Annotated in this window: 16 protein-coding genes and 2 tRNA genes; 13 read left to right on the plus strand and 5 right to left on the minus strand. The window is 68.2% G+C overall.

The genetic code is table 11. The features are described 5' to 3' along the window. Positions 1 to 317 precede the first annotated feature (317 nt). The 6 genes from gyrB (at position 318) to PGH47_RS21545 (ending at position 7312) form a co-directional block, all read left to right on the plus strand. On the plus strand, positions 318 to 2402 hold the full coding sequence (gene gyrB / locus PGH47_RS21520) for a DNA topoisomerase (ATP-hydrolyzing) subunit B (protein ID WP_269639132.1): 2085 nt from the start codon (positions 318 to 320) through the stop codon (positions 2400 to 2402). 42 nt (positions 2403 to 2444) lie between these two features. After that, complete coding sequence (gyrA, locus tag PGH47_RS21525; RefSeq protein ID WP_271664785.1) at positions 2445 to 5030, plus strand: DNA gyrase subunit A; 2586 nt, start codon at positions 2445 to 2447, stop codon at positions 5028 to 5030. An 18-nt stretch (positions 5031 to 5048) separates the two neighbouring features. Next, positions 5049 to 5849: a DUF3566 domain-containing protein gene (locus PGH47_RS21530; RefSeq protein ID WP_271664786.1), complete on the plus strand. Its 801-nt coding sequence runs from the start codon at positions 5049 to 5051 to the stop codon at positions 5847 to 5849. 146 nt (positions 5850 to 5995) lie between these two features. Beyond that, positions 5996 to 6069 (plus strand) — tRNA-Ile (locus tag PGH47_RS21535). 90 nt (positions 6070 to 6159) lie between these two features. Next, a complete protein-coding gene (locus PGH47_RS21540) occupies positions 6160 to 6513 on the plus strand; it encodes a VOC family protein (protein WP_271664787.1) in 354 nt (117 codons plus the stop codon). A gap of 55 nt (positions 6514 to 6568) precedes the next feature. Next, positions 6569 to 7312 (plus strand): AAA family ATPase, encoded by a 744-nt coding sequence (locus PGH47_RS21545; protein WP_107904959.1) that lies wholly within the window; start codon positions 6569 to 6571, stop codon positions 7310 to 7312. 107 nt (positions 7313 to 7419) lie between these two features. On the opposite strand, the gene PGH47_RS21550 is transcribed toward PGH47_RS21545, so the two are convergent. Beyond that, entirely contained in the window at positions 7420 to 7797 is a 378-nt protein-coding gene (locus PGH47_RS21550; protein ID WP_271664788.1) for a DUF6344 domain-containing protein, read from the minus strand. A 338-nt stretch (positions 7798 to 8135) separates the two neighbouring features. Between PGH47_RS21550 and PGH47_RS21555 the strand changes: the two genes are divergently transcribed. Together PGH47_RS21555 and PGH47_RS21560 are read left to right on the plus strand one after the other, a co-directional pair. Then, on the plus strand, positions 8136 to 8264 hold the full coding sequence (locus PGH47_RS21555; protein ID WP_003999697.1) for a DLW-39 family protein: 129 nt from the start codon (positions 8136 to 8138) through the stop codon (positions 8262 to 8264). A 225-nt stretch (positions 8265 to 8489) separates the two neighbouring features. Then, the gene (locus PGH47_RS21560) at positions 8490 to 9830 is read left to right on the plus strand and encodes a hypothetical protein (protein WP_271664789.1); all 1341 of its coding nucleotides are present in this window, start codon (positions 8490 to 8492) and stop codon (positions 9828 to 9830) included. A gap of 192 nt (positions 9831 to 10022) precedes the next feature. On the opposite strand, the gene PGH47_RS21565 is transcribed toward PGH47_RS21560, so the two are convergent. Both PGH47_RS21565 and PGH47_RS21570 read right to left on the minus strand, forming a co-directional pair. Further along, positions 10023 to 11711 carry a serine/threonine-protein kinase gene (locus tag PGH47_RS21565; RefSeq protein WP_271664790.1) on the minus strand — a complete coding sequence of 563 codons (1689 nt, stop codon included), beginning with the start codon at positions 11709 to 11711 and terminating at the stop codon, positions 10023 to 10025. Between the two features lie 177 nt (positions 11712 to 11888). Next, the gene (locus tag PGH47_RS21570) at positions 11889 to 12437 is read right to left on the minus strand and encodes a helix-turn-helix domain-containing protein (RefSeq protein WP_030945501.1); all 549 of its coding nucleotides are present in this window, start codon (positions 12435 to 12437) and stop codon (positions 11889 to 11891) included. Positions 12438 to 12620: 183 nt separating this feature from the next. Here PGH47_RS21570 and PGH47_RS21575 point away from each other — a divergent pair. Continuing rightward, positions 12621 to 12693: transfer RNA gene (locus tag PGH47_RS21575), tRNA-Ala, on the plus strand. A 317-nt stretch (positions 12694 to 13010) separates the two neighbouring features. Here the strand turns inward: PGH47_RS21575 and PGH47_RS21580 are convergent. Then, positions 13011 to 13715: a DUF5324 family protein gene (locus tag PGH47_RS21580; RefSeq protein WP_271664791.1), complete on the minus strand. Its 705-nt coding sequence runs from the start codon at positions 13713 to 13715 to the stop codon at positions 13011 to 13013. A gap of 326 nt (positions 13716 to 14041) precedes the next feature. Here PGH47_RS21580 and PGH47_RS21585 point away from each other — a divergent pair, with 326 nt between their 5' ends. Both PGH47_RS21585 and PGH47_RS21590 read left to right on the plus strand, forming a co-directional pair. Next, on the plus strand, positions 14042 to 14575 hold the full coding sequence (locus tag PGH47_RS21585) for a peptidylprolyl isomerase (RefSeq protein WP_107904953.1): 534 nt from the start codon (positions 14042 to 14044) through the stop codon (positions 14573 to 14575). A 101-nt stretch (positions 14576 to 14676) separates the two neighbouring features. After that, on the plus strand, positions 14677 to 15561 hold the full coding sequence (locus tag PGH47_RS21590) for a rhomboid family intramembrane serine protease (protein WP_271664792.1): 885 nt from the start codon (positions 14677 to 14679) through the stop codon (positions 15559 to 15561). Positions 15562 to 15875: 314 nt separating this feature from the next. Here PGH47_RS21590 and crgA read toward each other — a convergent pair whose 3' ends face one another. Continuing rightward, on the minus strand, positions 15876 to 16130 hold the full coding sequence (gene crgA, locus PGH47_RS21595) for a cell division protein CrgA (protein ID WP_030945488.1): 255 nt from the start codon (positions 16128 to 16130) through the stop codon (positions 15876 to 15878). 140 nt (positions 16131 to 16270) lie between these two features. Between crgA and PGH47_RS21600 the strand changes: the two genes are divergently transcribed. Both PGH47_RS21600 and PGH47_RS21605 read left to right on the plus strand, forming a co-directional pair. Next, positions 16271 to 17047 (plus strand): DUF881 domain-containing protein, encoded by a 777-nt coding sequence (locus PGH47_RS21600; RefSeq protein WP_271664793.1) that lies wholly within the window; start codon positions 16271 to 16273, stop codon positions 17045 to 17047. Between the two features lie 18 nt (positions 17048 to 17065). Continuing rightward, a complete protein-coding gene (locus tag PGH47_RS21605; RefSeq protein WP_271664794.1) occupies positions 17066 to 17776 on the plus strand; it encodes a class E sortase in 711 nt (236 codons plus the stop codon). Positions 17777 to 17778 lie beyond the last annotated feature (2 nt).

The raw sequence follows: 17778 nt of genomic DNA on the forward strand, positions 1-17778 counted from the left end.
TCGTACGACCGCACGCGGTTGCGAATCGCGACCTGACTCCTAAGTAGCAAAGGGTTGACGGCCGGAAGCGCTGAGTGGCTCTGTGAGCCTCTTGGAGCCCCCATCCGTATATCGGGAGTCGGAAGAGGCAGGTTCAGGGCGGCACATGCGGACTCAGGTACCGGCAAACCCCCATCACTGTCGGCGCTACCGGTAGACTGGAGCCCAATCCCGCCCCAATCGTGGGGACCGTCCGGGAAAAGCTGAGCAACGCTGATCAAGGCTTACCAACGCAACATGCCGCAGCCGCTCCGGCAACCCGCCGACGAGCCTGGCTCGTGCTGTGCCAGAAAGGGCGCTTCGTGGCCGATTCCGGCAACCCCAACGAGAACATCCCGTCCACCGACGCCGGCGCCAGCAGCGCGGTGACCCCGTCGAACAGCGAGGTCACCGCCTCCTACGACGCCAGCGCCATCACCGTCCTCGAGGGTCTGGACGCGGTTCGCAAGCGACCCGGTATGTACATCGGTTCGACCGGCGAGCGCGGCCTCCACCACCTCGTGTACGAGGTGGTGGACAACTCCGTCGACGAGGCGCTGGCCGGTCACGCGGACACCATCGAGATCACGATCCTCGCCGACGGCGGCGTGCGCGTCGTCGACAACGGCCGCGGCATCCCGGTGGGCATCGTCCCCTCCGAGAACAAGCCGGCGCTCGAGGTCGTGCTGACCGTGCTGCACGCGGGCGGCAAGTTCGGCGGCGGCGGCTACGCGGTCTCCGGTGGTCTGCACGGCGTGGGCGTCTCCGTCGTGAACGCGCTGTCCTCGAAGGTCGCGGTCGAGGTCAGGACCGACGGCCACCGCTGGACGCAGGACTACAAGATGGGCGTCCCCACGGCCCCGCTCGCCCAGCACGAGGCGACCGAGGAGACGGGCACGTCGGTCACCTTCTGGGCCGACGCCGACATCTTCGAGACCACCGACTACTCCTTCGAGACGCTCTCGCGGCGCTTCCAGGAGATGGCGTTCCTCAACAAGGGTTTGACGATCAAACTCACTGACGAGCGCGAGTCGGCCAAGGCCACGTCCGGCGCGGACGAGGCCGGCGCGGACGAGACCGCCGAGGTCAAGAAGGTCACGTACCACTACGAAGGCGGCATCGTCGACTTTGTGAAGTACCTCAACTCCCGCAAGGGCGACGTGGTGCACCCGTCGGTGATCGACCTCGAGGCCGAGGACAAGGACAAGGCCCTCTCCCTCGAAGTCGCCATGCAGTGGAACAGCGGCTACAGCGAGGGTGTGTACTCCTTCGCCAACATCATCCACACGCACGAGGGCGGTACCCACGAAGAGGGCTTCCGCGCGGCGCTCACCAACCTGATCAACAAGTACGCGCGCGACAAGAAGCTGCTGCGCGAGAAGGACGACAACCTCACGGGTGACGACATCCGCGAGGGTCTGACGGCGATCATCTCGGTGAAGCTGAGCGAGCCGCAGTTCGAGGGCCAGACGAAGACCAAGCTGGGCAACACGGAGGCCAAGACCTTCGTGCAGAAGGCGGTCTACGAGCACCTGAACGACTGGCTGGACCGCAACCCGAACGAGGCGGCGGACATCATCCGCAAGGGCATCCAGGCAGCCACCGCGCGCGTGGCGGCCCGTAAGGCCCGCGACCTGACCCGCCGCAAGGGACTGCTGGAGAGCGCCTCGCTCCCCGGCAAGCTCTCCGACTGCCAGTCGAACGACCCCACCAAGTGCGAGATCTTCATCGTCGAGGGTGACTCCGCCGGCGGCTCGGCCAAGTCCGGCCGCAACCCGCAGTACCAGGCGATCCTCCCGATCCGAGGCAAGATCCTCAACGTCGAGAAGGCGCGGATCGACAAGATCCTCCAGAACCAGGAGATCCAGGCGCTGATCTCGGCCTTCGGCACGGGTGTGCACGAGGACTTCGACATCGAGAAGCTCCGCTATCACAAGATCATCCTGATGGCGGACGCCGACGTCGACGGCCAGCACATCAACACCCTGCTGCTGACCTTCCTGTTCCGCTTCATGCGGCCGCTGGTCGAGGCCGGGCACGTGTTCCTGTCCCGTCCCCCGCTCTACAAGATCAAGTGGGGCCGGGACGAGGTCGAGTACGCGTACTCCGACCGCGAGCGTGACGCGCTCCTGGAGATGGGCCGTCAGCGCGGCAAGCGCGTCCGCGAGGACTCGATCCAGCGCTTCAAGGGCCTCGGCGAGATGAACGCCGAGGAGCTGCGCATCACGACCATGGACCAGGAGCACCGCGTCCTCGGCCAGGTCACCCTCGACGACGCCGCCCAGGCCGACGACCTGTTCTCGGTCCTCATGGGCGAGGACGTCGAGGCGCGCCGCCAGTTCATCCAGCGCAACGCCAAGGACGTCCGCTTCCTCGACATCTGAGTCGGTCTCAGCTGACCGCACCAGGAAGGATCTTCACCAGCAATGACCGACGAGAACACTCCCGTCACTCCTGACGAGGGACAGACCCTGCGTGTCGAGCCCGTCGGGCTCGAGACGGAGATGCAGCGCTCGTACCTCGACTACGCGATGTCCGTCATCGTCTCGCGTGCGCTCCCTGACGTCCGTGACGGCCTCAAGCCCGTCCACCGCCGCGTCCTGTACGCCATGTACGACGGCGGTTACCGCCCCGAGCGCGGCTTCTACAAGTGTGCGCGCGTCGTCGGCGACGTCATGGGCAACTACCACCCCCACGGCGACTCCTCGATCTACGACGCCCTGGTCCGTCTCGCCCAGCCGTGGTCGATGCGCATGCCGCTCGTCGACTCCAACGGCAACTTCGGCTCTCCGGGCAACGACCCGGCGGCGGCCATGCGCTACACCGAGTGCAAGATGGCGCCGCTGTCGATGGAGATGGTCCGTGACATCGACGAGGAGACCGTCGACTTCACGGACAACTACGACGGCCGCTCCCAGGAGCCGACCGTCCTGCCGGCCCGCTTCCCGAACCTGCTGATCAACGGCTCGGCCGGTATCGCGGTCGGCATGGCGACCAACATCCCGCCGCACAACCTGCGCGAGGTCGCGTCCGGCGCCCAGTGGTACCTGGAGAACCCCGAGGCCTCCCACGAGGAGCTGCTGGACGCGCTCATCGAGCGCATCAAGGGCCCGGACTTCCCGACCGGCGCGCTCGTCGTGGGCCGCAAGGGCATCGAGGAGGCGTACCGCACCGGCCGCGGCTCCATCACCATGCGCGCGGTGGTCGAGGTCGAGGAGATCCAGAACCGCCAGTGCCTGGTGGTCACGGAGCTGCCGTACCAGACGAACCCCGACAACCTCGCGCAGAAGATCGCCGACCTGGTGAAGGACGGCAAGATCGGCGGCATCGCCGACGTCCGCGACGAGACGTCGTCCCGCACCGGTCAGCGCCTGGTCATCGTCCTCAAGCGGGACGCGGTCGCCAAGGTCGTGCTGAACAACCTCTACAAGCACACCGACCTGCAGTCGAACTTCGGCGCGAACATGCTGGCGCTGGTGGACGGCGTGCCGCGCACGCTGTCGCTGGACGCGTTCATCCGCCACTGGGTGACGCACCAGATCGAGGTCATCGTCCGCCGTACGCGCTTCCGGCTGCGCAAGGCCGAGGAGCGCGCGCACATCCTGCGCGGTCTGCTGAAGGCCCTGGACGCCATCGACGAGGTCATCGCGCTGATCCGGGCCAGTGACACGGTCGAGATCGCGCGTACGGGCCTGATGGACCTCCTGGAGATCGACGAGATCCAGGCCAACGCCATCCTCGAGATGCAGCTGCGCCGACTGGCCGCCCTGGAGCGCCAGAAGATCATCCAGGAGCACGACGAGCTCCAGGCGAAGATCACCGAGTACAACGAGATCCTCGCCTCGCCGGTCCGCCAGCGCGGCATCGTCAGCGCGGAGCTGGCGGCGATCGTCGAGAAGTTCGGCGACGACCGCAAGACCATGCTGGTGCCCTACGACGGTGACATGTCCATCGAGGACCTGATCGCCGAGGAGGACATCGTCGTCACGGTCTCGCGCAGCGGCTACGTCAAGCGCACCAAGACCGTCGACTACCGCGCGCAGAAGCGCGGCGGCAAGGGCGTACGCGGCACGAAGCTGAAGGAAGACGACATCGTCGACCACTTCTTCGTCTCGACCACCCACCACTGGCTGCTGTTCTTCACCAACAAGGGCCGGGTGTACCGGGCGAAGGCGTACGAGCTTCCGGACGCCGGCCGTGACGCGCGCGGGCAGCACGTAGCCAACCTGCTGGCCTTCCAGCCGGACGAGGCGATCGCCGAGATCCTCGCCATCCGCGACTACGAGGCGGTGCCGTACCTCGTACTCGCCACGAAGGCGGGACTGGTGAAGAAGACGCCTCTGAAGGATTACGATTCGCCGCGCTCCGGCGGTGTCATCGCGATCAACCTCCGTGAGATGGAGGACGGTTCCGATGACGAACTGATCGGTGCCGAGCTCGTTTCGCCCGACGACGATCTGCTTCTGATCAGCAAGAAGGCTCAGTCGATCAGGTTCACCGCCACGGACGAGTCGCTGCGCCCGATGGGCCGCGCGACCTCGGGTGTCAAGGGCATGAGCTTCCGCGAGGGAGACGAGCTGCTCTCGATGAATGTTGTTCGACCCGGTACGTTCGTGTTCACTGCCACCGACGGCGGGTACGCGAAGCGGACCGCGGTCGACGAGTACCGCGTCCAGGGTCGCGGCGGCCTCGGTATCAAGGCCGCCAAGATCGTCGAGGACCGCGGCTCTCTCGTCGGCGCGCTGGTGGTCGAGGAGACCGATGAGATCCTCGCCATCACGCTGGGCGGCGGTGTGATTCGTACGCGAGTCAACGAGATCAGGGAGACGGGCCGTGACACCATGGGCGTCCAACTGATCAACCTGGGCAAGCGCGATGCCGTCGTAGGTGTCGCACGCAACGCCGAGGCGGGACGCGAGGCGGAGGAAGTCGACGGCGACGTGGTCGTCGACGAGACCGCCGAGGGGGCCGCGACCGCCGGCACGGACGAGGACGCACCCTCGGCCGAGTAGCACGAGGAGAGAGTCATCGTGAGCGGAGCCACGGGCGCCGGATCGTCCGGTACCTCGACCGGTTCTACGGCCGGTTCGGAGACGGGCGGCGGCCGTGGCTCCGCCGCGCCTGCGACGGACACGCACACCACGCAGCTGAAAGCGATCAAGTCGCCGGCGAAAGGCGCTCCCGCGCCGGACGCACCCGGATCCCAGGGGGGAACCGTGACGGACACCCGAGGCCCGCAGGCCCAGCAGTACGCGGCCGGGGCGGCTCCGGGCGCCCAGCCGCAGCCCCAGCCCCACCCCGGGGCGGCCCAGCAGGCCGCTCCGGCGCCGGGCTCGCCGCTGCCCGGGGAACGGCAGTCGCAGCAGGCCGCAGGGCCCTACCACCCGCCGCAGGCGTACCAGACGGGCGCTCCGGCGGGCGCGGTGCGCCGGCCCCGCACGGGCGCGCGTACGACGCCGCGCACGCGCAAGGCGCGGCTGCGGGTGGCCAAGGCCGACCCGTGGTCGGTGATGAAGGTCAGCTTCCTGCTCTCCATCGCGCTGGGCATCTGCACGATCGTCGCGTCCGCGGTGCTGTGGATGGTCATGGACGCGATGGGCGTCTTCTCGACGGTCGGCGGCACGATCTCCGAGGCGACCGGCTCGAACGAGTCGAACGGCTTCGACCTCCAGTCGTTCCTGTCGCTGCCGCACGTCCTGATGTTCACGTCGATCATCGCGGTCATCGACGTCGTCCTGGCGACGGCGCTGGCGACGCTCGGCGCGTTCATCTACAACCTCTCCGCCGGCTTCGTGGGCGGTGTCGAGCTGACGCTCGCAGAGGACGAGTGAGGTTCGCCGAGGCCGGTTGACGGTTGCCGTCGGGAGGCGGTTCCAAACCTCTCCTGACGGTCCCCCGACAACCGATTTTGGGACTGCCCACGTCGTGCGCTAATCTTCAGGAGTCAGCGCGCGGGACACACACCGCAGAGCGCGGCGGGGCTATAGCTCAGTTGGTTAGAGCGCATCCCTGATAAGGATGAGGCCACAGGTTCAAATCCTGTTAGCCCCACATCGCGAAGAACCCCAGCCGGTCACGGCTGGGGTTCTTTCGGTATTCGGCAGCCTGTTTCCGGAGTCCCGGCAGATCTAAGCTCTGCGGATGACCTTGGAATGGGAACAGGTAATCGTGCACTCGGAGGATCCGGCTGCGCTGGGGCAGTGGTGGGCCGAGGCTCTGGGCTGGGTCGTGGTCCACTCCTCCGACGACGAGTTCGAGATCCGTCCGGCGCCCGATCGCATGCCGGGACTGGACTTCGTACGGCTCGACGAGGCCAAGCAGAGCAAGAGCCGGCTGCATCTCGACTTCCGGCCCGACGACCAGGACGCCGAGGTGGCGCGGCTGGAGGCGCACGGGGCCAAGCGCGTCGACATCGGCCAGGGCGTGCAGTCGTGGGTCGTCATGGCAGACCCCGAGGGCAACGAGTTCTGCATCCTGGGCCCACGGCGTCAGTAAGGGTCCCTGAGTGCGCGTGTGCCCGGTTGTCAGTGCCGGGTGAGAGCCTTTCGGCATGATCGTCGAACGGGCATACGCGCATGTCGCCGAGGACGAGCGGGAGGAAGGCGACGGCTGGCCCTGGTCGGTGCCCTGTGTGCGGCAGCTACTGGACGACGGCCTGAGATTCACCGCACCGGTCACGTTCCTGGTGGGGGAGAACGGCTCGGGGAAGTCGACCCTCGTCGAGGCGCTGGCGGAGGGCTTCGGCCTGGACTCCTGGGGCGGATCCGCGGGCTACAAGTACGCGACTTGGCGTGAGCCGTCGGTCCTGGGCGGCCGGATGAAGTTCGAGGCGACGGCAGCCGGTCGTCGCATGCTGCGCGGGCCTCGGACGCGCCGCAGAGGGTTCTTCCTGCGGGCGGAGACGGCGCTGGACGCGCTGGACCGTGAGCAGAAGTCGGGAAGGCTGTCCGGTGCCGCGGACGAGATGAGCCACGGCGAGGGCTTTCTGATGGCCTTCCGCGAGCGGTTTCAGGAGCCTGGGCTGTACGTCCTGGACGAGCCGGAGGCTGCGCTGTCCTTCGCTTCTTGTCTTCAACTCGTGGGGCTGCTGCACGAACTGGGGCGTTCCGGCGCACAGATCATCTGCGCGACGCACTCACCCGTGCTCACGGCGCTTCCTGGCGCCGAGATCATCGAGGTGGGTGACCACGGAATGCGTCCCGCCGGCTGGCGGGATCTGGAACTCGTCGATCATTGGCGGCGGTACCTCGACGACCCGTGGACCTATCTCCGGCACATCGTCGATACGCGATGAGACGGGGACGTGGACGGGCGAAGTGGTTCGCCGTGGTGTTGCGGGTTTCAAGCAGGTGGTGTTGCGAGGTTCAAGCGGAGGGTCACAGCTCGGGTGGAGCCGGGGGTTCAGCGCTGGTGCGGGACCAGTGGCTGCGCCGGTTGCGCGGCGTGGGCGCATTCTCGGGTGGTCGAGGCTGTCGCGGCCGCTTCCGTCTCGCTGAGCGGGCGGTGTCTGCAGCTGGGGGTCTTTCCGTGAGCCTCGGCTCGGATCCGCTGCTTCATCGTGGGGGGTAGCGCTCTGGCGTAGGACCACGCCCATTGCGGCATCGCCGGCACCGGCAGCTCGGCGCTGCGCTTGTCGTCGTCGCCGTTGCTCCGGCGGCTCGTCTCGGTGTGCGGTACGGCCGCGGCGGCGGTGTTGGTGACGAATCCGAGCGCGGTGCACAGCGCGAGGAAGGCGGTGACGACTGCCGTCCACAGGTTCATGACCTTGTTCCTGGTCATGGCCCCTCACTTTCGGGTTGGGCGATTTGCGTACTTTCCCAATGATGTGTATGGGCGCTCGGAAGTCATGGACCGACGCCCGTGGCGCGTCGATCTTCAGATGAACAGCACTCGAATGGACGCATGGCACTCGATGAGTGAGCGAAGATGGAGGAAAGGGGCCAAAGGTCACCGTCCGTCGGGGTGTGATCACCCTCCGATCGGAGCGGCGGCATCCGCTTCTACTGGGCTGTAGCGGCGGGCAGTTGAGCCCGGACTCAGGTCACCGATTGATATCGACCGGTGTGTATAGTCGGGCGCCAGAGGTCCCCTACGTCAAGGAAAGACGAGGTCGCGCGGTGAAGAAGCTTCTCCTGGTCGCACTGGCCGCCATCGGCGGGCTCCTCGTGTACCGCCAGATCCAGGCGGATCGCGCCGAGCAGGATCTGTGGACGGAGGCGACTGACTCCGTGCCCACGGGTTCGTGAGCCACGACATCGGATTGCACACAGACCCCGGTCGCCCGAGCGGCCGGGGTTTTGTGTACCCGCCGCAGCGCACGGCGTCCTCGCTTCGAGTTGCGCGAGCGGACCGGAGGTCGTAGAGCCGGGCTTTTCGGACGGCCGTGCGGATTGTGGGGGTGCCGCGCGGCCGGGCTGGGCAGGATGGGCGAGTCCGAGGTCCGGTTGTGGTGTGACGAGGGGTGGCGCGTGATGAGGCGGCGTACGGCGCGGTGGCGTCCCGCGAGGATGTGGCGCGGTTCCTCGCCGGTACGCACGCGTGCGGCCGGCCTGGTTGCGCTGCTGCTGTGCGCGACGGCCGCCCTGCCGGCGGGGCCCGCCCTCGCCGCAGGAACCCCCGGTCCCTACGCCTTCGCGCCGGACGCCCGGCCCGTCAGCGGCGGGGCGAGCACCGCGGACGCCGGGGCTATCACTCCGGGCGCGACCTACAGGAGCTCCCTCCCCGGCGCCGGAGAGACCCATTACCGCATCGACCTGGACGACACCTCGGACGCGTATGTCTCCGTGACCGCCGTCCCCGACGCCGGCAGCACGATCCACGCGGGCGACGGAATCAAGGTGTCCGTACGGGACGCCCAGGGCCGCTCCTGCTCGCAGGACACAGAGACCTTCGGCGTTGTCCGCAGCCCCCGTCCGATCGCGGCATGGGGCATGCGCGAGATCTCGGCCGACCGGCCCCACTGCGAGACGGCGGGTGCCTACGACGTGATCGTCGAGCGCGTCACCACGGCCGAGTCGGTGCCGGACACCTGGGACCTGGAGCTCTTCACGGCCACCGAGTCGCCCCTGAAGCAGGCCGGCGAGACGAGCGCCCCCGAGACCTGGGACTCCGCCTCGCCCGACCCCCTCACCGGCGACGGCGAGCGACGCAAGGGCGGTGCCGGGTTCGCCTCGGCGGTGCCGGTCGGCGAGGGCGTGTGGACCTCCGACATCCAGCCCGGGCGGACGCTCTTCTACAAGGTGCCGCTCGACTGGGGCCGCCAGCTCCACGCCACCGCCGAACTGGGCGCCGCGGACGGCGGCGACGGCTACGCGGTCGGCGCCCTGAACCTCGCCCTCTACAACCCCGTGCGCGGATTCGTCGACGACGCCGGCGCCAACTACGACGGCAGCGAGAAGGCCGCCGAACTCGACCCCCTGCCTCCGGTCGCCTACGAGAACCGGTACGCAGGCCCGGACCGGCTCGGCGCCATGCGGTTCGCCGGCTCCTACTACCTCGTGGTGCATCTGTCGGCCGCGGTGGCCGAGAGGTACGGCGACGGGCCGTTCGAGCTGACGCTGCGCGTGCAGGAGTCGGGCGCGGCGCAGGCCGGGCCCGGTTATGCGGGGGAGTCCGAGCCGGGGGACGTGTTCCAGCTCTCCGCGGGCGACCGGGAGGCGGCCGCGGCGGACGACGCCGGCAACGGGGCCGGGGGCATCGAGAACGCCGCGCTGACCGTGCTCGCGGTCAGCGGCATCGGGGCCGGGACCTTGGTGCTGGTGGTGCTGGGGGTGTGGGCGGTGGTCGCTCGGCGGAGGGTTGGGGCCTTGTAGGTGTGGGGCCAGAGGGCGGGGAGTGGTGAGCCCGCCGCTCAGGGGTTGGTGAGCCTGTCGTGCGCGAGGGGCTGGTGAGCCTGTCGTAAACGAGGGGCTGGTGAGCCTGTCGTAAACGAGGGGCCGGTGAGCCAGTTTTCAGCGCTGGGTCGGTGCGCCTGTCGCTCAGAGCCGGGCCAGTGCGGCTGTCGCTCAGAGCTGGGCCAGTGCCCAGAACCCCACGGCGTAGCAGGCCAGCGCCAGCAGCAGGAGCGGCACCGCGACCTTGGCGGGTGGGCCGGGGTGGCGCGCGGGGCCTCGGGCCCCTCGGCGGACGGCTCTGTGACCGCCGCGGCGGCGTTGCTGCGGAACTGGGGGAGCCGAAGGTGGAACCTGCGGGCTCTGAGCGGTGTACGAAGCAGTAGAGGCATCGACGCGCTGGTGCTGTGGCGGCGTCGTCGGAGGCTGAGGCGGGTAATGCGGCGTGTGCGGTTGGGGGGAGGACAGGACGTGCGTGGTGTCGTAGGGGGAGCTGTTGGCAGGGGGCTTGCCGGCCTGGGGACTGCCGGCCGGGTGGTGCTGCACGCCCTCGTGGCCGGGGCCGTGGTTGTGGCTGGGGCTGTCGCTGCCCGTCTGCACCCGGCCCTGGGTCGGTCCTTGCGCCGGTCCTCGTGCCGCGTAGGGCTGTGGCGAGGGCGTTTGCCCCTGCGGGATGGAGCCAGTGGGCTGCGGGAGCGGCAGGTGGAAGCTGCCGGTGTCCGACATGCTGACGGAGCGGCTGCTGTTGCTGTCGCTCGGCGGCTGGGAGGCGGGTGGCTCCGCCGCCGGACGGCCCGGATCGCTGTACGCGGCATCAGAGCTGGTGCCGGCCGCCCCGAGTCCCGTGCCGTCGCTCCGCACCGAGCCCACGCTTCTCGGATCAGGCCCGACCCCGTTCGCCGATCTCGGCGTCCCCGTCGAGCCCTCACCGAGCGGGAACTGCCCGGAGCCGGTCCGGTCCCCTTCGATGCCCGGAGCCCGCTTGAGCGGTCCCTCCGGTGCGAACCCCGGTGGCAGTGGACCGAGTTGGTCGAAGATCTCGATGATCTCGTCGTCGGGGCCGGGTTCCGGCAGCAGCTCGACGGCCGCGGCGAGGGCCTTGCGCGCCCCCGTCGCCGTGCGGAACCGCGCGTCCGGATCAGGTTGCAGCAGCGAGGCCACGACCTGCCACAGCGGTTCCGGAATGCCCTTGGGCGCACCCGGCGTCCCGTGCGTGGTGAAGTACTGGACGAGTGCCTTGGAGTCCGGCTTGGCGCCCTCCAGGAGGTACACCGCCACCAGCCCCACGGCGAACAGATCGGCGGGGAAGTCCGGTTCCGCGCCCATGAGTTGCTCGGGAGCGAGATAACCGGGAGTTCCCACCACGAGGTTGGTCTCGGTCAGACGGGGCTCGCCGAGCCGCATCGCGATGCCGAAGTCGGAGAGCCTGAGCCGCGGTCGCCCCGTGCCGGTGGCTTCGAGGAGCAGGTTGGCGGGCTTGATGTCCCGATGGACGACGCCTTCCGAGTGCACCGCGGCGAGCCCCGCGAGAAGCTGGTCGAGAAGGGTGCAGACGAACGAGGGCGGCAAGGGGCCGTAGTCCCCTATGAGATGGACCAGCGAGCCACCGGCCACCAGGTCCATGGTGAACAGGACCTTGTCGTCGTCGGCGGCCCAGCTGGCGGGCGCGAGCACATGGGGGTGATCGATCCGCAGCGCCTGTTCGCGGACGAACCGCAGCAGCGAGTGCGCGTCGCTCTGCTGTAACACCTTGGCGGCCACATAGCGCCGGCGGCGATGGTCGAAGGCGCGCCAGACGGCGCCGACGCCCCCGCGTCCGATCGGGTCGACCAGTTCGTAGCGCCCGGCGAAGACCTCACCCATGGCTGTGCGTCGCTCCTCCCCCTCCGGTTACCCCCCTTGCTTCCCCCACGACGAGCGATACGACTCCCCCTCGCTGACCGTCCTTCGCGGACTCCCCCGCACGACCCCCTCGTGCCCGCTCAGGACTCCAACCGTCGGCCCGGCTGCCGATACCCCCTCGGCGACCGGGCCAGGGGGTCAGTTCTGGTGGGACTGGTAGTGCGCGACCGCGTCGGAGGTGCGGCCGGCGCCGTACACCCGGAGGAACTCTGCCAGTTCCGGGTGGGTGGGGGCGAGGGTCTCAGCGGCCTCGATGATGTCGCCCGCGGCGGCGACCGAGCGCAGCAGCGACTGGATCTCGCGCACGACCCGCTTGACGGTGGGCGCGCCCGAACTGTTCGTCGTGTGCGTGGTGTTGCTGAGCACCGAGCCCCCCTGCGACTTCTTGATCTCCTCCATGCGCTCGGTGGCCTCGGCCGCGCTCACACTGCCGTCCGCGACCTGCCCCGCCAAGTCCTGCAGCAGCTGCACCCGCTGGACCACGGCGGGATTGCCGATCTTCGCCCGCTGCCCGCTCATCAGCTGCGACAGCATCGGTGCTGACAGTCCCAGTACCCCCGCGAGACGAGCCTGGTTGAGACCAAGATCGTCGATGAGCTTACGGAAGAGCGTCCCCAGCGGCTCCCCGTACCAGTTCCGCTGCAGATCCCGCGCTCTTGCGGTGGCTTCCTGCTGTGCGGCGTCCATTGCGTCTCCCCATCGCTTCCCCAAAACTGCGGTTCGCTGTAGCGAACCACGCCGAGCATCCTACGGAGAGTGGTCGTTTACCGGGACCCCCAATCCTTTTGCGGGATCCGGGGGGCGACCGGGTACTCTGGTCTTGGCGCCCGCCGGTATGGGGTTTTCCTCCGGCCGGACGTTCCTCTTTGAGGGGCCTTAGCTCAGTTGGTAGAGCGCTGTCTTTGCATGGCAGATGTCAGGGGTTCGACTCCCCTAGGCTCCACATATCAGCCCCCTGACCTACGGAAACGCAGGTCAGGGGGCTTTTTTGGTGTGCTGCTGCTCCTGAGTGCCCGTCAGGTGACGAAGGGCGTAGAGACGGCGAAGTGCCGTGGAGACGACAAAGTGGTGTGCGCCCACTCATGGGGTGCACACCACTTTTCGTCGCCTACGGCGCCCGGGCCGTGGGTGAGAGGTCGTACGCGAGAAGCCGTAACGGAAGGCCCTCAGATCACCGGCCTTCAGATCACCGGCCCTCGTCCGTCACCGGCCCTCGTCCGTCACCGGCTCTTGGCCGCCGCCGGCTCCGGCTCCGGTCCTTCAGCGGCCCTCGTCCCGCCGGGCGGCCTCCTCCTCGGCTTCCTTCGCCTGTACCTCCGGGTCCAGGCCGCTGCCGTCCACGGACGTCAGGCGGTTCGACTCGGGTACCTCCGTCGCGGCGGGCGGCTCGACCAGCCAGTCCGGGTTGGCCTGCTTGTCCCACCACTTCCACGCGGCGATGGCACCGCCCGCGAGGATGCCCAGCACGGCCAGCGTCTTCACGACGCGGCCGGTCCTGGCCCGCCGCTCGTGCTTGCGGACCAGTCGCTGGATCTCCTGCGGCGAGACCTGGCCGCGCAGCGCGGCCAGTGCGGCGGCACCGCGCGCGGCGGCCTCGTCCCGCACGGGGACGGCCGCGGCGACCGCCTGCTCGATCCGCGGACGGGAGTAGTCGGCGGCCTGTCGGGCAGCCTTTCGGGTACGGACGGCGGCTTCATGAGCGGCGAGGTCGACCTTCGGCGGCACATGGGTAAGGGCCTGCTCCAGCCGCGGTGCGAGATGCGCGTCGTACTGGAGACGGGCCTGGGCGCGGGCCTGCTCGGTGGCCTGCGTAACCATCGGCGCCAGCCGTACGCGTGCCTCGTGCGCATACAGTGCGGCCCTGTCCTTGGCGGTGTCGGCGTAGGGCGCCACCACTTCCGCGGCGTGCAGCACGCTGTCCTTCGCCGAGCCGGTCGCGGCGCGCACGCTGTCGATGCGGGTCACGGGATCCTCCTCCTCGGTGGCGTACGGTATTTCGACTTTCCACCCTTTTACGGATCATGCCTGTCGGAGCGCTCCGCGGCATGTGTGGTCGGGCATATGGGTGCCGAATTACTTGATCAATCCCAATAACGGACCAATGTGGTTCAACGGTGGCTTGTCGTCGACAATGCCACGGTTCGTCGCCTCTCGCCCCCGCCACGTACCCACTCAGTCACTTTTCTGCACGAGAAGCGCCCGGTTGCCTGCCGGTGAACGAGTGGCGGGCGACGGATCCCGCAGACCGTGCGAGGATCGGGGGGTCACAGGAAGACAACGGAAGGCAGATCGTGGCTGAGCAGCTTTACGCCACCCTGAAGACCAACAACGGCGACATCGAGGTCCGGCTCCTCCCGAACCACGCGCCGAAGACGGTCAAGAACTTCGTCGAACTCGCCAAGGGCGAGCGTGAGTGGACGAACCCCGAAACCGGCGAGAAGTCCACGGCCAAGCTCTACGACGGCACGGTCTTCCACCGGGTCATCAGCGGCTTCATGATCCAGGGCGGCGACCCCCTGGGCAACGGCACCGGCGGTCCCGGCTACCAGTTCGAGGACGAGTTCCACCCGGACCTCGCCTTCGACAAGCCCTACCTGCTGGCCATGGCCAACGCCGGCCCGGGCACGAACGGCTCGCAGTTCTTCATCACCGTCGCCCCCACGACGTGGCTGAACCGCAAGCACACGATCTTCGGCGAGGTCAACGACGGCGCGAGCCAGAAGGTCATCGACGCGATCGCGACCGCGCAGACGAACCCGCGCACCGACCGTCCCGTGAACGACGTCGTCATCGAGTCGGTCGTCGTGGAGACCCGCGAGGGCTGAGTCCGACACGTCCCGCAGGGAACCAAACGCCCCGCTCGTCCGTAAGGATGAGCGGGGCGGTGCATTAGGCGTGCATCGCGTACGACGACCTAGGGGACCTCATGGACCAGCAGGCCGGCAGCTCGCAGGACGCGCAGAGCCTGCCCGGCTGCTACCGCCACCCTGACCGCGAGACCGGCATCCGCTGCACCCGCTGCGAGCGACCCATCTGCCCCGAATGCATGGTCAGCGCCTCGGTCGGATTCCAGTGCCCCGACTGCGTCCGCGGCGGCTCCGGCACCGGGCACGCCCCCTCCGCCGCCCAGCCCCGCACCATCGCGGGCGGCACCGTCGCCGCCGATCCCCGGCTGCTGACCAAGATCCTCATCGGGATCAATCTCGCGGTCTTCATCGCCGTTCAGACCAGCGATCGGCTGCTGAGCGACCTCGTACTCGTCGGCACCTGGCCGCCGGCCCCGTTCCATCCCACCCAGGGCGTCGCCGAGGGCGAGTGGTGGCGCCTGGTGACCTCGATGTTCACGCACGAGGCCATCTGGCACATCGCGTTCAACATGCTCAGCCTCTGGTGGCTCGGCGGTCCCCTCGAAGCAGCCCTCGGCCGGGTCCGCTACCTCGCGCTCTACTTCTGCTCCGGCCTCGCCGGCAGCGCTCTCACCTATCTGCTCGCCGGTCCCAGCAGCGCCTCGCTCGGCGCCTCCGGTGCCATCTTCGGTCTCTTCGGCGCCACCGCGGTGCTGATGCGCCGCCTCCAGTACGACATGCGGCCGATCATCGCCCTGCTGGTGATCAACCTCATCTTCACCTTCGGCTGGGGCAACATCGCCTGGCAGGCCCACATCGGCGGCCTCGTGGCCGGCGTCGTCATCGGCTACGCGATGGTCCACGCCCCGCGTGAGCGCCGGGCCCTGGTGCAGTACGGCACATGTGCGCTGGTCCTGGCCGTGGTGGTGCTGATGACCGTGCTGAGGACCCTCCAGCTCAGCTGAGCCCGGACGTTATCCACGTGAGCGGCCCTGTTGTCCACAGCGTGTGGCGGATCTTGTGCGTACGGTGCGGGAACGGCTACGCCCCCTGCTTTTGACCTGTGTTTCCGCAGGTCAAGCAGGGGGCGTACAGGTGTTCGGGATGCCTTCGGGTGACCGGTGTGGCAGTCATACCGGCGTCAACCCCCGATGGGTTATCCACAGATCGTCGTCTTTTCCCCAGTCAGCTTGTGGAAATTGCTGCAAGGCTGTGGATAACTCAGCGGATAGCCCTGGGCAGAGCTGCGTTCACCGCGAGGTGGCCGAGGGTTCGGGCGCTACTTCCACTGGGTGGAGACGCCGAAACCGGCGGCGATGAAGCCGAAGCCCACCACGATGTTCCAGTTGCCCAGCGCCTCGATGGGCAGCGAACCGTCCGTCACATAGAAGACGACGATCCAGGCCAGGCCGAGGATGAACATGGCCAGCATCACGGGGGCGACCCATGAGCGGCTGTTCAGCTTGATGGCGGTCGCCTGCTTCGACTGCGGCGGCGTGTAGTCGGCCTTCTTGCGGATACGTGACTTCGGCACGAGGGTCTCTCCTGTCGATGCGCTGCGTGGCCGCGCAGGGAACTGGTCGGGCTCGGGGAGGTGTACAAGGGGACTCTGCTGGCTCCTCCGGGCGTCCGTTAGCGTAGTGCTTCCGCGGCGCCGAAGGAGATAAGGGTACGTTGAGCAATTCTGCCGACTCTCCCCCAACGGGATCCAGCCCTGCCCGCGGCCGTTTCCGGCCGGTGCGGGTGCTCACCGCGGCGGTCTTCGCTCTCGCCGGGCTGATTTTCTTCACCAGTTTCAATACGGCCAAGGGCACCAACATCCGCACGGACACCTCGCTGCTGAAGCTCTCGGACCTGATCCATGAGCGCAGTCGCGAGAACGGCGAGCGCAACGACGCGAACGCGTCCCTGCGTGACGACGTCGAGGCGCTCGCCGAGCGGGACGACGGCAGCACCGAGGCGGAGGACGCCAAGCTGACCGCGCTGGAGCACAACGCCGGCACCCAGAAGCTGACGGGCGAGGCCATCTCGGTCACGCTCAACGACGCCCCGCCGGACGCCACGGCCAAGCTGCCGGGATACCCCGAGCCGCAGCCCGACTACCTGGTGATCCACCAGCAGGACCTCCAGGCCGTGGTGAACGCGCTGTGGCAGAGCGGTGCCAAGGGCATCAAGGTCATGGACCAGCGACTGATCTCCACCAGCGCCGTGCGCTGCGTGGGAAACACCCTGATCCTCCAGGGCCGCGTCTACTCACCGCCGTACAAGATCACGGCGGTCGGTGACCCGGAGAAGATGCAGCAGGCGCTCGCCGCCTCGAAGGCGATCCAGAACTACATGGTCTACGTCAATGTCTACGGTCTCGGCTGGAAAGTCACCGAGGACGGAACGGTGACTCTGCCCGGCTACTCGGGCACAGTGGATCTGCAATACGCCAAGCCCGTGGAGTGACCTTCCCTGGAGCTGCCGGTGCGCGTCGTCGTGAGGACCGTCAGCGAGCTCTGCATCACCGTCGGCACCGCGATCGTCCTTTTCGTGGTCTATGTACTTTTCTGGACGGGCGTGAAGGCCGACAACGTCATGGACGACCAGATCGACCAGCTTCAGGAGCAGTGGGCGCAGAGTGCGGTGCGCCCGCCGGACACGGCTCCAGGCGGCGTCGCGGCGAGTCCGGGGGCGACCGCGAGCCCGCCGAGGCCGGCGCCGTACACGGCGGACAAGCCCTTCGCGATCATGTACATCCCGCGGCTTGGTTTCACGTGGAACAAGCCGGTGCTCGAAGGCACCGCCACCAAGACCCTGAAGAAGGGCCTCGGCCACTACGCGAACACCACCCAGCTCGGCCAGAAGGGCAACTTCTCGGTCGCCGGTCACCGGCGCACGTACGGCGATCCCTTCAAGGATTTCCCCAGGCTGCGGCCCGGTGACGCGGTGGTGCTGACCGACGGAACGACCTGGTTCACGTATCGGATCGACAAAGGCCCCTACAAAACACTGCCCGCCGACGTTGAGGTGATTGACCCTGTGCCCCGTAAGTCGGGGTACACGCGTGAAGGCCGCTACCTGACGCTGACCACGTGCGATCCCGAGTGGGGGCACAGTCATCGGCTGATCGTGTGGGCCCACCTGGACTCCACCCAGCCTGTGGAGGCCGGGAAACCGGAAGCGTTGCGCCGTTAGTC

Source organism: Streptomyces sp. HUAS 31 (assembly GCF_028198125.1).
GTDB lineage: Bacteria > Actinomycetota > Actinomycetes > Streptomycetales > Streptomycetaceae > Streptomyces > Streptomyces chartreusis.